Annotated in this window: 14 protein-coding genes; 4 read left to right on the top strand and 10 right to left on the bottom strand. The window is 63.1% G+C overall.

Translation table 11 applies throughout. The features are described from left to right. Window position 1: 1 nt before the first annotated feature. The 4 genes from ACX3P0_RS05005 to ACX3P0_RS04990 all read right to left on the bottom strand — a co-directional run bounded on the left by ACX3P0_RS05005 (window position 2) and on the right by ACX3P0_RS04990 (window position 3,411). Complete coding sequence (locus tag ACX3P0_RS05005) at window positions 2-340, bottom strand: hypothetical protein (protein WP_459080673.1); 339 nt, start codon at window positions 338-340, stop codon at window positions 2-4. A 70-nt stretch (window positions 341-410) separates the two neighbouring features. Beyond that, window positions 411-1,172, bottom strand: coding sequence for an ABC transporter permease (locus ACX3P0_RS05000; RefSeq protein ID WP_459086991.1), 762 nt, complete (start codon window positions 1,170-1,172; stop codon window positions 411-413). Continuing rightward, window positions 1,169-2,095 (bottom strand): ABC transporter ATP-binding protein, encoded by a 927-nt coding sequence (locus ACX3P0_RS04995; protein ID WP_459086989.1) that lies wholly within the window; start codon window positions 2,093-2,095, stop codon window positions 1,169-1,171. Before ACX3P0_RS04995 ends, ACX3P0_RS05000 begins: the two co-directional genes overlap by 4 nt. Window positions 2,096-2,388: 293 nt before the next feature. Beyond that, on the bottom strand, window positions 2,389-3,411 hold the full coding sequence (locus ACX3P0_RS04990; protein WP_459086987.1) for a threonine ammonia-lyase: 1,023 nt from the start codon (window positions 3,409-3,411) through the stop codon (window positions 2,389-2,391). 382 nt (window positions 3,412-3,793) lie between these two features. Here ACX3P0_RS04990 and ACX3P0_RS04985 point away from each other — a divergent pair, with 382 nt between their 5' ends. Then, the gene (locus ACX3P0_RS04985; protein WP_459086986.1) at window positions 3,794-4,189 is read left to right on the top strand and encodes a hypothetical protein; all 396 of its coding nucleotides are present in this window, start codon (window positions 3,794-3,796) and stop codon (window positions 4,187-4,189) included. Window positions 4,190-4,477: 288 nt separating this feature from the next. On the opposite strand, the gene ACX3P0_RS04980 is transcribed toward ACX3P0_RS04985, so the two are convergent. Next, complete coding sequence (locus tag ACX3P0_RS04980; RefSeq protein ID WP_459086984.1) at window positions 4,478-4,801, bottom strand: hypothetical protein; 324 nt, start codon at window positions 4,799-4,801, stop codon at window positions 4,478-4,480. A 174-nt stretch (window positions 4,802-4,975) separates the two neighbouring features. Here ACX3P0_RS04980 and mbfA point away from each other — a divergent pair, with 174 nt between their 5' ends. After that, entirely contained in the window at window positions 4,976-5,959 is a 984-nt protein-coding gene (mbfA, locus tag ACX3P0_RS04975; protein WP_459086983.1) for an iron exporter MbfA, read from the top strand. An 11-nt stretch (window positions 5,960-5,970) separates the two neighbouring features. Here the strand turns inward: mbfA and ACX3P0_RS04970 are convergent, their stop codons facing one another. Further along, window positions 5,971-6,186, bottom strand: coding sequence for a DUF1127 domain-containing protein (locus tag ACX3P0_RS04970; protein WP_459086981.1), 216 nt, complete (start codon window positions 6,184-6,186; stop codon window positions 5,971-5,973). A 68-nt stretch (window positions 6,187-6,254) separates the two neighbouring features. On the opposite strand from ACX3P0_RS04970, the gene ACX3P0_RS04965 reads away from it, so the two are divergent. After that, window positions 6,255-6,935 carry an ArsR/SmtB family transcription factor gene (locus ACX3P0_RS04965; protein ID WP_459086979.1) on the top strand — a complete coding sequence of 227 codons (681 nt, stop codon included), beginning with the start codon at window positions 6,255-6,257 and terminating at the stop codon, window positions 6,933-6,935. 237 nt (window positions 6,936-7,172) lie between these two features. Next, entirely contained in the window at window positions 7,173-7,328 is a 156-nt protein-coding gene (locus tag ACX3P0_RS04960) for a hypothetical protein (protein WP_459087875.1), read from the top strand. On the opposite strand, the gene ACX3P0_RS04955 is transcribed toward ACX3P0_RS04960, so the two are convergent. From ACX3P0_RS04955 to cysK, 4 genes are all read right to left on the bottom strand, one after another. Then, window positions 7,322-7,699 (bottom strand): DUF1850 domain-containing protein, encoded by a 378-nt coding sequence (locus tag ACX3P0_RS04955; RefSeq protein ID WP_459086977.1) that lies wholly within the window; start codon window positions 7,697-7,699, stop codon window positions 7,322-7,324. The genes ACX3P0_RS04960 and ACX3P0_RS04955 overlap by 7 nt on opposite strands. Next, a complete protein-coding gene (locus ACX3P0_RS04950; RefSeq protein WP_459086976.1) occupies window positions 7,696-9,810 on the bottom strand; it encodes a TRAP transporter permease in 2,115 nt (704 codons plus the stop codon). The genes ACX3P0_RS04955 and ACX3P0_RS04950 overlap by 4 nt, the downstream gene beginning before the upstream one ends. 96 nt (window positions 9,811-9,906) lie before the next feature. Beyond that, window positions 9,907-10,866, bottom strand: a complete 960-nt coding sequence (locus ACX3P0_RS04945; protein WP_459086974.1) for a TAXI family TRAP transporter solute-binding subunit — start codon at window positions 10,864-10,866, stop codon at window positions 9,907-9,909. A 162-nt stretch (window positions 10,867-11,028) separates the two neighbouring features. Further along, window positions 11,029-12,009, bottom strand: coding sequence for a cysteine synthase A (gene cysK / locus ACX3P0_RS04940; protein ID WP_459086972.1), 981 nt, complete (start codon window positions 12,007-12,009; stop codon window positions 11,029-11,031). Window positions 12,010-12,170 lie beyond the last annotated feature (161 nt).

Raw genomic sequence — 12,170 nt, 5'->3', positions numbered from 1 at the left:
ATCATCGGCCCTGCAAATATGGCCCGAGCGTGATCAGCCCCACCGCCACGATGGCGAGCGCCAGGCCTATTGCCTGCAATGAATTGAGGCGCTCGCCGAAAAAGGCCAGCGCGATGGCATTGACGGCGACAAGCTGTATGACCGCCGACAGGCTGAGCGATACACCCATGCCGAATTCGCGGATCAGGCGCAGCATGATGAGGTTGCCGAGCGAGTAGAGCGCCAGGGTCAGCAGCAATTTGCCAAGCGTGGGCGCAAGTCCCCAGTATTTCGCCACGGTCGCCGCCAGCAGGAACACCCCCGTCGACAGGCCGAGTTGAAACAGGCCCCAGAAACTCATTTTATTGTCCGCCTCGAAATGACCAGCCCAGCCTTGTTTCCGAAGCGCTGGTCGCGGTCAAGAGACGAAGTCAGTTCCTGAGCCGGTAGCCAGTGCGGAAAATCCAGCTGACGATGGCGATGCACACAAGCAGGAACACGATCGTCATTCCCAGGCTGACGCCAATGGACACGTCCGCCTTGCCGTAAAAGCTCCAGCGGAACCCGCTGACGAGATAGACGACGGGGTTGAACAGCGTGACCGTGCGCCAGACCGGCGGCAGCATGTCGATCGAATAAAAACTGCCGCCAAGGAAGGTAAGCGGCGTGACGATCAACAGCGGCACCAGTTGCAACTGCTCGAAGCTGCCGGCCCAGATGCCGATGATGAAGCCGAACAGACTGAACGTCACCGCCGTCAACACCAGGAAACCCAGCATCCAGAACGGGTGCTGGATGTGCAGCGGCACGAACAGCGTGGCCGTCGCCAGGATGATGAGGCCAAGCGCAATCGACTTGGTGGCCGCCCCGCCGACATAGGCGAGCACGATCTCCAGATAGGACACCGGCGCGGACAGAAGTTCGTAGATGGAGCCGACGAATTTCGGGAAATAGATGGCGAAGGAGGCGTTGGAGATAGACTGCGTCAACAGCGACAGCATGATCAGCCCCGGCACGATGAAAGCGCCGTAGCTGATGCCGTCGACCTCGGTGATGCGCGAGCCGATGGCCGAGCCGAACACGACGAAATAGAGCGTGGTGGAGATGACGGGCGAGACGATGCTCTGCAGCAGCGTGCGGTAGGCGCGCGCCATTTCCTGCCGGTAGATCGCCCAGACGGCGCGCGGGTTCATGCGGCGCTCCTGACCAGATTGACGAAGATTTCCTCCAGCGAACTGTTCTTCGTCTCGAGGTCGCGGAACTCGATGCCGGCGGTGGCGAGGTCGCGCAGCAGCGAGGCGACGCCCGGCCGATCGCTCTGGTCGTCATAGGTGTAGGTCAGTTGCTGGCCATCGGCGGAAAGCTCCAACCCGTAAGTGGCGAGCGGGGCTGGGATGGCGTCGAGAGGCTTTCGCAGTTCCAGCACCATGCGCTTGCGGCCAAGCTTGCGCATCAACTCGTCCTTGTCCTCGACCAGAATGATCTCGCCATGGTTGATGACGCCGACGCGGTCGGCCATCGCCTGCGCTTCCTCGATGTAATGCGTGGTCAAGATGATGGTGACGCCATCCTCGCGCAGCCGCCGGACCATCGCCCACATGTCCTGGCGAAGTTCGACATCGACACCGGCGGTCGGCTCGTCGAGGAACAGCACCCGTGGCTCGTGCGACAGTGCCTTGGCGATCATCAGCCGGCGCTTCATGCCGCCGGAAAGCGTGATCGCCTTGGCATCCTTCTTGTCCCACAGCGACAGGTCGCGCAGCACCTTTTCGACGAAAGCCGGGTTGGCCGGCTTGCCGAACAAGCCACGGCTGTAGCTGACGGTTGCCCACACCGTCTCGAAGGCGTCGATGGTCAGTTCCTGCGGCACCAACCCGATCAGGCTGCGCGCGGCGCGATAATCCGTGCCGATGTCGTGGCCGTCCACCGTCACCGTGCCAGACGAGCGGTTGACGATGCCGCAGACGATGGAGATCAGCGTCGTCTTGCCCGCGCCGTTCGGCCCGAGCAGCGCGAAAATCTCGCCGCGCTCTATGTCGAGATTGATCGTCTTAAGCGCGGAAAACCCGCTCGCATAGGTCTTCGAGACCCCGGAAATGGCAATGATGGGCTGCATGGAGACAAACTGCTGCTTGAAAAGGGACGTTGGAAGAAGGCTGAATATCGTGTCACGTATGCAGATATCAATGCCGCTGCTGACATTTACGGTCAGTATCCTAAGGTCGGTGCTCTACGTTGCCCCCCTCTGTCCTGCCGGACATCTCCCCCGCAAGGGGGGAGATCAATCTCTTCGGCATATCCGACAATTTTCGACATCGCAGAATGAACGACAAAATCGCGGCAGTCTGATCTCTCTCCTTGCGGGGGAGATGGCCGGCAGGCCAGAGGGGGGTGCGACGGAACTCGACGCTAGCGATTGGCGAAGCTTTCCACTGAATCGTAAGGCGGCTTGCCCGCGATGATGTCCGCATAGAGCCCGAAATCGACATTGCCGCCCGACAAAACCACGGCCACGCATTTGCCGGCGATGTCGATCTCGTCCGAAGACAACGCGGCAAGCGCCACGCAGCCGCCCGGCTCGACCACCAGCTTCAGATATGCCATCGCATCGCGCATCGCCGCCGCGACGGCTTTTGGCGTAACCGCGACGCTGCCGGCCAGATTGTGGCGGTTGATCTCGAAAGTGATTTCGCCCGGCTCCGGCGTCAGCAGCGCATCGCAGATGGAGGTGTGGCCGGGCTCGACGCCAATGCGCTTTCCGGCGGCCAGCGAGCGGCGGGTGTCGTCGAAATGCTCCGGCTCCGCCCCCCAGAGCATGGTCGCGGGCGAGGCATGCTTGATCGCAACGGAAATGCCGCCGACAAGGCCGCCGCCGCCGCACGGCACCACGACGGTATCGAGTTTCGCGCCGAGTTTTTCGGCCTGGGCTACCAGTTCGAGGCCGATCGTGCCCTGCCCGGCAATGATGGCCGGGTCGTCATAGGGCGGCACCAGCACCATGCCCTTGTCGACATAGGCCTGGGCAAGGGCTGAGCGATCTTCGCGGATACGGTCGTAGAGAACGACTTCCGCGCCCATGGCCCGGACGTTGGCGATTTTCATCGCCGGCGCATCGGACGGCATGACGATGACCGCCTTGATGCCGAACATGCCGGCCGAAAGCGCCACGCCCTGCGCATGGTTGCCCGACGAAAACGCGACGACGCCCCGGCTGCGCTCTTCCGGCGACAGCGAGGAAATCTTGTTGTAGGCGCCTCGAAACTTGAACGAACCGGTACGCTGCAGCACTTCCGGCTTGAACAGAAGCCGTGCGCCGAAACGCTCGTTCAGCATCGGCGATTCCAGCAGTGGCGTCTCGACGGCCAGGCCGGCAAGGCGGGTGGCTGCGGCGCGAATTTCGGAAATTCCGGGAGGGGCGGGTATGGCGGGCATGCGTGGCTCCTGCTGTTCAATCCTGAGAGACTATTTGGAAATTCTACCCTGCCGGCCATCTGGCGTGGTTTTCTGCGCTTCCGGTGCTCACGTACTGTAGTACGCTTCGCTCGCCGCCGATGGCGACCCCGAAAGCCACGCCAGATGCCTCGGCAGGGCGAATTATCAAACAGACCCTGAGCAGCCCTTGTGCACGAAAACCACCGCGACGCGCCATTGGAAAGTAGGCCGCGCCGGCAAACGGCCAACCGATCGCCACCGCTGGAACAACAGCCGCCGGCAAAAGGCAAAGCCATCACGCAATATATCTCAAAACCGCTAAAATCTGATTTGAACCGGATGCCCTCGCCGCCGTTATGGCTGAGCACAGGAGAACCAGACCATGCACAAGATCATCACATCTGCGACGCTCGCTCTAGCCCTTGCGGCAACCAGCCTGCCCTTCTCGTTCAGCGCCGCCTCGGCGCAAGACATCGAACTTCACCTTGGCCGCGACGGCCCGACCATGCAGTTGCGGGACAATTGCGATCCGGACCGCGAGGACTGCCGGCGGCGTGATCGCAATGACCGCCGCGACGACAATCGCGAGAGCCGCCGGCACGACCGCGGCTGCACGCCGGACCGGGCGCTGGACAAGGCCGAACGGATGGGCATTCGACGCGCGCGCATCGCCGATGTCGGCCGCCGCACCATCGACGTTGCCGGCCGTTCAAGAAACGGCAATCGCGTGATCGTCAGCTTCGACCGCCGCGACCGCCGCTGCGGCGTGATCGGGTAAAGCACCGGGTTCGTTGGCTGTAGACAGTTGAGAGCAACTCAACGGTAGCCGTTCTGCCGGCGGCACTCCCACCCCGAACCCCTCCCCACAAGGGGGAGGGGAACACTGATGCGACCAGTCGTTCGTAAGCCGCTAATATTGTGACAGTTGCCGCTTGATTCCCCCTCCCCCTAGTGGGTTGGGGGTGGGGGCGCCTTGGCAGAAACCTGGGCCGGCTGGCATGCAAAACCATTCAGCCCAAGTGGCCTAGGCAAATCCCACTCCCGCCGACGAGCCTGCACACTCCCTTCACCCCAACAGCGCGCGCTTGCGCTTTTCGCCGCCGATTTTGCGCCAGCTATTGAATCGGTGCGTGGCGGCGGCGAAGGATATCTTCATCTGCTGCGCCACCGAATAGCGCGACTTGCCTTCGTCGAACAGGCGGTAGCAGCACTCCACGCCCTCCTCGGTCAGTTTGCCGTCGGGCGCCTTGTTGTGCGGATTGGCCGGATCGAACCGTTCGACCTCGGCCTCGATCATGCCCTTCAGGCGCTGAATATCCGCCTCGATGGAGGCAATGAGATCGAGCACGGGCTTCGCCTCGAATGCCTTGTGGTGTTGCTTGGCCGTCATGCGGCTGCCTTTCTCTATTGGCTTAGGTTTCCCTATATAAGTGGCGCTTCGCCGCTAAAAAGGGTCTCTTTCATTTTTGAGGGCGAAAATTCCGGACCCCCTGAACGATCGCCAATTGACCTCGGCGGGCTCATTCTCTAGTTTAGAATTATTCTAAACTAGAGAACCGCTATCATGCTTTCCCGTGTTATGGGCTTTGGCCGTCGCCGTTTCGATTCGCTGTCGGAGCAGGAAGTGCTGGCGCTCGCCATTTCTTCCGAGGAAGACGACGGGCGCATCTACCGCGCCTATGCGGACGGGCTGGCGGAAAGCTTTCCGCAGTCGGCCAAGATGTTCGAGGCAATGGCGGTCGAAGAAGATGGCCACCGCGCTTCCCTCATCGAGTTGCACAAAAAGCGCTTCGGCGAACGCATTCCGCTGATCCGGCGCGAGCATGTCAAAGGCTATTACGAACGCCGGCCCGACTGGCTTGTGCGGCCGCTTGGCATCGACACGGTGCGCGCGCAGGCCGAGACGATGGAACGGCAGGCCTATCTTTTCTATGTCGAGGCCGCCAAGCGCACCACCGACGCCTCGACCCGCAAACTTCTCGGCGATCTGGCGGCGGCCGAACAGCGCCACGAAACGCTGGCGCAGCATCTCGAACAAAAGCTGGTGCCGGGCGATGTGCGCGACGGGGAAGCCGCGACGGAGCGTCGCCAGTACATCCTGACCTATGTGCAGCCGGGGCTGGCCGGGCTGATGGACGGCTCGGTCTCGACATTGGCGCCGATCTTCGCCGCCGCATTCGCCACGCATGACACTTGGCAGACGCTGTTGGTCGGGCTGGCGGCCTCGATCGGCGCGGGCATCTCGATGGGCTTCACCGAGGTCGCCTCCGACGACGGCAAATTGTCGGGGCGCGGCTCGCCGAGCAAGCGCGGCCTGACGGTCGGGCTGATGACGACGCTGGGCGGGCTTGGCCATGCCCTGCCCTATCTCATCCCGCATTTCTGGACGGCGACGATCGTGGCCGCCATCGTGGTGTTCTTCGAACTGTGGGCGATCGCCTTCATTCAGAATCGCTACATGCAGACGCCGTTCCTGCGCGCCGCCTTCCAGGTGGTTCTGGGCGGCGCGCTGGTATTCGCGGCAGGCGTGCTGATCGGCAATGCCTGATCGGGGCCTGACTACAGCCGCCAGAACGATTTGGCGCATTCGCGGCGAACGTCCTCCCGCGTCAGACCAAGGTCGGACAGCATGCGGTCGTCGATCTCGGCCAGATCGCACCGCTGCAAATGGCGGTCGTAGGTGCGCCCGATGCACGCGCACAGGCCGCGCAAGCCGAACAAACGGAAACGCGGGCGCGTGGCCGGTTGTGGGCGGGCGAGGTGAAATTCGGTCATGGCTGGCTCCTTGATCTCGCCCGAGAATAGTGGTTCTCTGCCTTCAATACTTCGATGGAGAGCGAACCATGAAAGACGGACCCGATCTTGCCCGCATCGCCAACCTTGTCGGCGACCCGGCGCGCGCCAACATGCTGACGGCGTTGATGACGGGAACGGCGCTGACCGCCAGCGAACTGGCGCAGGAAGCGGGCATCGGCATGCCCACCGCGAGTTCGCATCTTGCCAAACTGCTGGAGGGCGGACTGTTGAGCGTAGCGAGCGAAGGCCGGCACCGCTATTACGGGCTGGCCGGCCCCCAGGTCGCCGGCATGCTGGAGGCGATCATGGGCGTTGCCGCGACGCTTGGGCCAAGACGGGCGCGGCCCGGCCCGCGCGAAGCGACGCTGCGCGAGGCGCGCGTCTGCTACGATCATCTGGCGGGTGAGCATGCGGTGAAAATGCTGGACGGTTTTCTGGAACGGCGACTGCTGGTCCGCGATGGCGACGAAATCAGGTTGAGCGAGCACGGCGCTTCGCATTTCCGCGCCATCGGCATCGACCTTGATGCGCCAGCGAAATCACGGCGGCCGGTGTGCCGCGCCTGCCTCGACTGGAGCGTGCGGCGCTCGCATCTTGCCGGTACGCTGGGTGCGGCCATCCTCGACAGGATCATCGCCGAAAGATGGGCGCGCCGCGAGAAGGGCAGCCGCGTGGTGACGTTCTCGCCCAAAGGCAGGATGGAATTTGCGAAAGTGTTTCTGGGGTGAATGCCGGGCGTCGTCGGATAAGGGTGCTATCCACCGATCAGCCGAAAGGAATGTGATGGAAAAGGCACAGTCCGGGCAATGGCGTCAAAACCCACCAAAACACCCCGGATTTGCCGCATTCCCGCCACGAAGCGACGCGGTTTCAGCCGAAAGTTAACATCAGGTTCACCGACTATTCATGCTTGCGAGCTAGGATGTTCGCAATCGGACGGGACATCCGAAAATCGGGACAGGGACTTGAGTAACATGCGTATCTGGAGCCACATCGCGGGCTATGCCGCCGCCATTCGCGAGTTCGTTTCGCCGACCTATCGGCCGGAGCGCTACTACATGCGCGGCCCCGGCCCGGCCTGCGCGCGGAGCGGCCATTCTCTCGGCATCAGCGCTCATTGAGCCTCGCCATGATCGCCGCAAACGGTCACAACGGTCGGGTCGCCCGACCGCTCGCCGATCATCGTACAACCAGTTGGCGTACAGAGCGACCAGCCGCCGCCGGTCGCCCCTGAGGCGGCCAGCACCAGCCTTTTGAGCGGTGCTACCTTCGGCGCGTAAACCCACCAGCCATCTTTCAGGACGGAGCCTTCGGGCGGGTCCATGCCGGCTCCCGACCCCTTAATGCGCGCCTCCACGACCTGAAGGCCGGTGGGCGTCACCTTCCAGTACTCCCGCCAGCGGGTTTTTTCCACCGAATGCGTCCACGACAGCGTGAAAGCCATCGCGGCAAGCACCGTCACCTTGCCGGCCGCGAGGATGCAGAGGCTCATGCGACGGCAGCGGTCTGCCGCGCCCGCCACCAGTGCCAGCCGATCCAGGCGAAGGCCAGCGCCCAGCCGAGTTCATCGGTCAGCGGAACGGCCAGCACCAGAAGCAGCCCGGCGGCGAAGGCGACGATGCGCTCCCACCAGGCGGCGGGCGCAAAAAGGAAGCCGACAGCGGCAACGCCCCACAAAAGGATGCCCATGCAGGCCTTGGCAACGATATAGACCACCTCGACCGGATAACCGTAGGCTGCCGCAATCGGGCCGGGGTCCTGCAGCATCAGGGCCGGCGTATAGACGGCCATGAACGGCACGACGAAGCCGGCCATCGCCAGCTTGGATGCCTGCACGCCGATCTTCAGGCCGCTTTCCTTGGCCATGGGCGCGGCCGCGAAGGCGGCCAGCGCCACCGGCGGGGTGAGGTCCGCCATGATGCCGAAATAGAAGACGAACATATGGCTGACCACCAGCGGCACGCCGAGCGACAACAGTGCGGGGCCGGCGAGCGACGAGGTGATGATGTAGTTTGGGATGGTGGGGATGCCCATGCCGAGCACCAGGCAGGTCAGCATGGTCAGCACCAGCGACAGGAACAGATTGTTCTCGCCGATGGAGATGATCCAGCCGATGAAGGTCGAGGCGATGCCGGTGAGCGTCAGCGTGCCGATGATGATGCCGACGATGGCGCAGGCGATGCCGACGGGCAGCGCGTTCTTGGCGCCTTCGGCCAGCGAATCCACGCAGATGCGCAGCGTCTGGCGTCCGCCGTTGAACATGAGGCAGGCAACGACCAGAGCCAGGATGACCAGCGCCAGGATGTTGACGCCGTATTCCATGAAGGAGGCGGCGGCCACGCCAAGCGCCAGCCAGAACACCACGCGGAACGCAAAGGGTCCGATCGACGCCGCCAGCGGCGTGCCAAGGATCAGCACGACGGTCAGCGCCAGCCCCATGGTGCCGGCGAAGATCGGCGTGTAACCGGCGAACAAAAGATAGACCAGCGCCGCCAGCGGCAGCACCAGCGGCCAATGCAGGCGCACCGCGGTCCACGGGTTGGGCAACGACGCCTTGTCCATGCCGGAAAGGCCCTGCTTGCCGGCTTCCAGATGCACCTGCCAGAAGCAAGCGCCGAAATAGAGCATGGCCGGGATGATCGCGGCCTTGACCACCGACGCATAGGGAATGTTCAGCGTCTCGGCCATGATGAAGGCGACCGCGCCCATCACCGGCGGCATGATCTGGCCGCCCATGGACGAGGTTGCCTCGACGGCGCCGGCAAAGGCGGAGCGGAAGCCGAAGCGCTTCATCAGGGGAATGGTGAATTGGCCGGACGCCACGACATTGGCGACCCCGGAGCCGGAAATGGTGCCCATCAGCGCCGACGAAAGCACGCAGACCTGCGCTGGGCCGCCGCGCCATGTGCCGACGAGGCCGAGCGCGAAATCGTTGAACAGGGCGATCATGCCGGCCCGTTCGAGGAAGGAGGCAAAGACCACGAAGATGAAGATATAGGCCGCCGAGACATAGACCGGGGTGCCGTAGATGCCTTCCACGCCGAAGGCGAAGGTATCGACGATCTGGGAGAAATCGTAGCCGCGATGGATGAAGGGCGGCGGCAGATGGTTGCCGACGAAGCAATAGGCGAGGAACAGGAAGGCGATGATGGCGAGCGGCAGGCCCATCAGCCGCCTGGTCGCCTCAAAAACCAGCACCACCAGCACGCTGCCGACGATCAGGTCCGGCACGGTCAGGAAGCCGGAGCGCATGATCAGTTGGGTGTAGAAAACCCAGTGATAGACGCCGGTCAGAAAGCCGAGGATGCCAAGGGTCCAGAACAGGATCTTGGCGGCCCTGGACGTCGTGCGCAGATTGGCGACAAGGCCGAAGCCGAGCAGGAGCAGGAAGCCGACATGCATGGCCCGCACCACCTGGCTCGGCAGATTGCCATAGGCGGCGGTATAGATCTGGAACGCGGAGAAGGCGACCGCGATCAGGAAAGCGACCTTGCCCATCATCCCTTCGCCGAAGCCGGGCGGCAGGCCCTCTACATGCTCCTCGACCTCCGGCATGTGGATGATTTCGGGGTTTTCGGCGGCCTGATTTACGGCTTGGCTCATCGAATGCATTCCTCTTGCCGGAGCGCTAAATCCAAGGCACCTCCTCCAGCCTGCCGGCCAGAGGAGGTGCTAAGAGCTTGTCAAGGATGCCGTCAACTACTTCAACAGGCCGACTTCCTTGTAGTAGCGCTCGGCGCCGGGGTGCAGCGGGATCGGCATGCCGTCCAGCGCCTTGGCGGCGTCGATGCCCTTGGCGGCGGCATGCGCCGCGACGAGTTGATCGAGATGCTCAAACAGAAGCTTGGTCATCTGATAGGCCGTCTCGTCCGAAACGTCGCTCTGGGTGACCAGGAAATTGCCGACGGCAGCCGTCGGTACGTCCTCGGTCTGGCCGTCATAGGTGCCGGCTGGGATCATGACCGAGATATAGGGCGAGCCGATCTTTTCGACATCCGCCGCCGGCACCGAGACGACGTTGATCGGCAGCGAGGTCGAAAGATCGCGGATCGAGGCGACGCCAAGGCCGGCCGACTGAAGCGTGGCGTCGAGCTGGCGGTTCTTGATGAGTTCGACCGATTCGGCGAAGGGCAGGTATTCGACCTTGCCGAGATCCTCGTATTTCATGCCGGCGGCTTGCAGGATGGCGCGCGCGTTGAGTTCGGTTCCGGATGCCGGCGCGCCGACCGACAGGCTCTTGCCTTTGAGGTCGGCCAGCGTCTTGATGCCGGATTCCTTGCTGGCCACGATCTGGATGAAGTTCGGGTAGATGGCGGCGATGCCGCGCAACTTCTCCAATTTGCCACGGAAGCCGGCCTCGGTGTTGCCTTCGGCTGCGAACTTGACCGAATCGCCCAGTGCGAAGGCGATCTCGCCCTTGCCCTGCTCAAGCAGGTTGAGGTTTTCGACGGAAGCCTTGGTCGCCTGCACCTGGACGCGGGCGCCTTCGATGTTCTTGCTATAAATTTCCGAGAGCGCGACGCCGAGCGGATAATAAACGCCCGAGGTGCCGCCGGTCAGCACGTTGATGAACTCCTGAGCCGCTGCGGAAGCGACGCCGGCGCCGAGTGAAAACGCGACGACACCGGCCGCGATCAGTCTGGTCCTGAAATGTTGCATGCAATTCCTCCCCGACATGCCTCGTTATCAATCTCGCAACACCGTCAGCGGCGCTGGACGGGCGAGTTTAGACAGCGTTCGTCAAATGCCAACCGATAATTGCATCGTAGAACGATGTTTTTCGACCGCCATCCCGGACGCTGGCAGGGAGGCGGCGCGTGGTCAGGTGCCGAGGCCGTCGAACAGGATGGTGGAGAGATATCGTTCGGCAAAGGACGGGATCACCACGACCATGTTCTTGCCGGCATTTTCCGGGCGCGAGCCGACGACGATGGCCGCCTGAAGGGCAGCGCCCGCGGAGATGCCGACCGGAACGCCTTCAAGCCGCGCGACGAGCCGTGCATTGGCGATGGAATCCTCGTTCGAAACCGTGACGACCTCGTCATAGACGGAGGTGTCGAGGATTTTCGGGGCGAAACCCGCGCCCAGCCCTTGAATCTTGTGCGGGCCGGGCTGGCCACCGGACAGGATGGCGGATGCAGCCGGCTCGACGGCGACGATCTGCACCGAAGGCTTGCGGGCCTTCAACACCTGGCCGACGCCGGTGATGGTGCCGCCGGTGCCGATGCCGGCAATGAAGATGTCGACGCCGCCTTCGGTATCGTTCCAGATTTCCTCCGCGGTGGTGACCCTGTGGATTTCAGGATTGGCGGGGTTTTCGAATTGCTGCGGAATGACCGAGCCGGGAATGGAGGCGGCCAGTTCCTGCGCCTTGGCGATGGCGCCCTTCATGCCCTTGGCCCCTTCCGTCAGCACCAGTTCCGCGCCCAGCAGCGCCAGCATCTTGCGGCGCTCGATGGACATGGTTTCCGGCATGGTCAGGATCAGCTTGTAGCCCTTGGCGGCGGCGGCGAAAGCCAGCGCAATGCCGGTATTGCCGGATGTCGGCTCGATCAGCGTCGACTTGCCGGGCGTGATCCGGCCCTCGGCCTCCAGCGCCTCGATCATGGCGACGCCGATGCGGTCCTTGACCGAGCCGATCGGGTTGAAGAATTCGAGCTTGGCCATCAGCTTGGCGACGATGCCCTTCTGGGCAGCGAACTTGTCGAGCCGCACCAGCGGCGTGTCGCCGATGGTCTCGGTGATGGAATTATAGACGCGGCCGCGGCCGGGCGCACGCGCAGGAGTGGCAGGCTTGGTCATCGAGTGTCTCTCCGGGTCGTCGGGCTAATAAGGCTGTCGCGGCGGCATGATAGAGATGGAGGCGAGAAAATCCGAGTGGATGGCGTGCTTAAAGCTACCCGTTCAAGGAAAGTCATTTCCGAACTCTGTATTCAGACGGAATAATATTCCTGCACGGGTCA

The sequence above is a fragment of the Mesorhizobium sp. A556 genome, assembly GCF_054489545.1.
This window is presented reverse-complemented; position numbering and strand designations above follow the sequence as displayed.

What these genes read in the sequence shown, in the direction of transcription:
- cysK (WP_459086972.1), bottom strand. Translation starts at nt 12,009, where the DNA reads ATGACCAAGCCTGCCACTCCTGCGCGTGCGCCCGGCCGCGGCCGCGTC.
- ACX3P0_RS04945 (WP_459086974.1), bottom strand. Translation starts at nt 10,866, where the DNA reads ATGCAACATTTCAGGACCAGACTGATCGCGGCCGGTGTCGTCGCGTTT.
- ACX3P0_RS04990 (WP_459086987.1), bottom strand. Translation starts at nt 3,411, where the DNA reads ATGCCCGCCATACCCGCCCCTCCCGGAATTTCCGAAATTCGCGCCGCA.
- ACX3P0_RS04970 (WP_459086981.1), bottom strand. Translation starts at nt 6,186, where the DNA reads ATGACCGAATTTCACCTCGCCCGCCCACAACCGGCCACGCGCCCGCGT.
- ACX3P0_RS04950 (WP_459086976.1), bottom strand. Translation starts at nt 9,810, where the DNA reads ATGAGCCAAGCCGTAAATCAGGCCGCCGAAAACCCCGAAATCATCCAC.
- ACX3P0_RS05005 (WP_459080673.1), bottom strand. Translation starts at nt 340, where the DNA reads ATGAGTTTCTGGGGCCTGTTTCAACTCGGCCTGTCGACGGGGGTGTTC.
- ACX3P0_RS04985 (WP_459086986.1), top strand. Translation starts at nt 3,794, where the DNA reads ATGCACAAGATCATCACATCTGCGACGCTCGCTCTAGCCCTTGCGGCA.
- ACX3P0_RS04995 (WP_459086989.1), bottom strand. Translation starts at nt 2,095, where the DNA reads ATGCAGCCCATCATTGCCATTTCCGGGGTCTCGAAGACCTATGCGAGC.
- mbfA (WP_459086983.1), top strand. Translation starts at nt 4,976, where the DNA reads ATGCTTTCCCGTGTTATGGGCTTTGGCCGTCGCCGTTTCGATTCGCTG.
- ACX3P0_RS04955 (WP_459086977.1), bottom strand. Translation starts at nt 7,699, where the DNA reads ATGAGCCTCTGCATCCTCGCGGCCGGCAAGGTGACGGTGCTTGCCGCG.
- ACX3P0_RS05000 (WP_459086991.1), bottom strand. Translation starts at nt 1,172, where the DNA reads ATGAACCCGCGCGCCGTCTGGGCGATCTACCGGCAGGAAATGGCGCGC.
- ACX3P0_RS04980 (WP_459086984.1), bottom strand. Translation starts at nt 4,801, where the DNA reads ATGACGGCCAAGCAACACCACAAGGCATTCGAGGCGAAGCCCGTGCTC.
- ACX3P0_RS04965 (WP_459086979.1), top strand. Translation starts at nt 6,255, where the DNA reads ATGAAAGACGGACCCGATCTTGCCCGCATCGCCAACCTTGTCGGCGAC.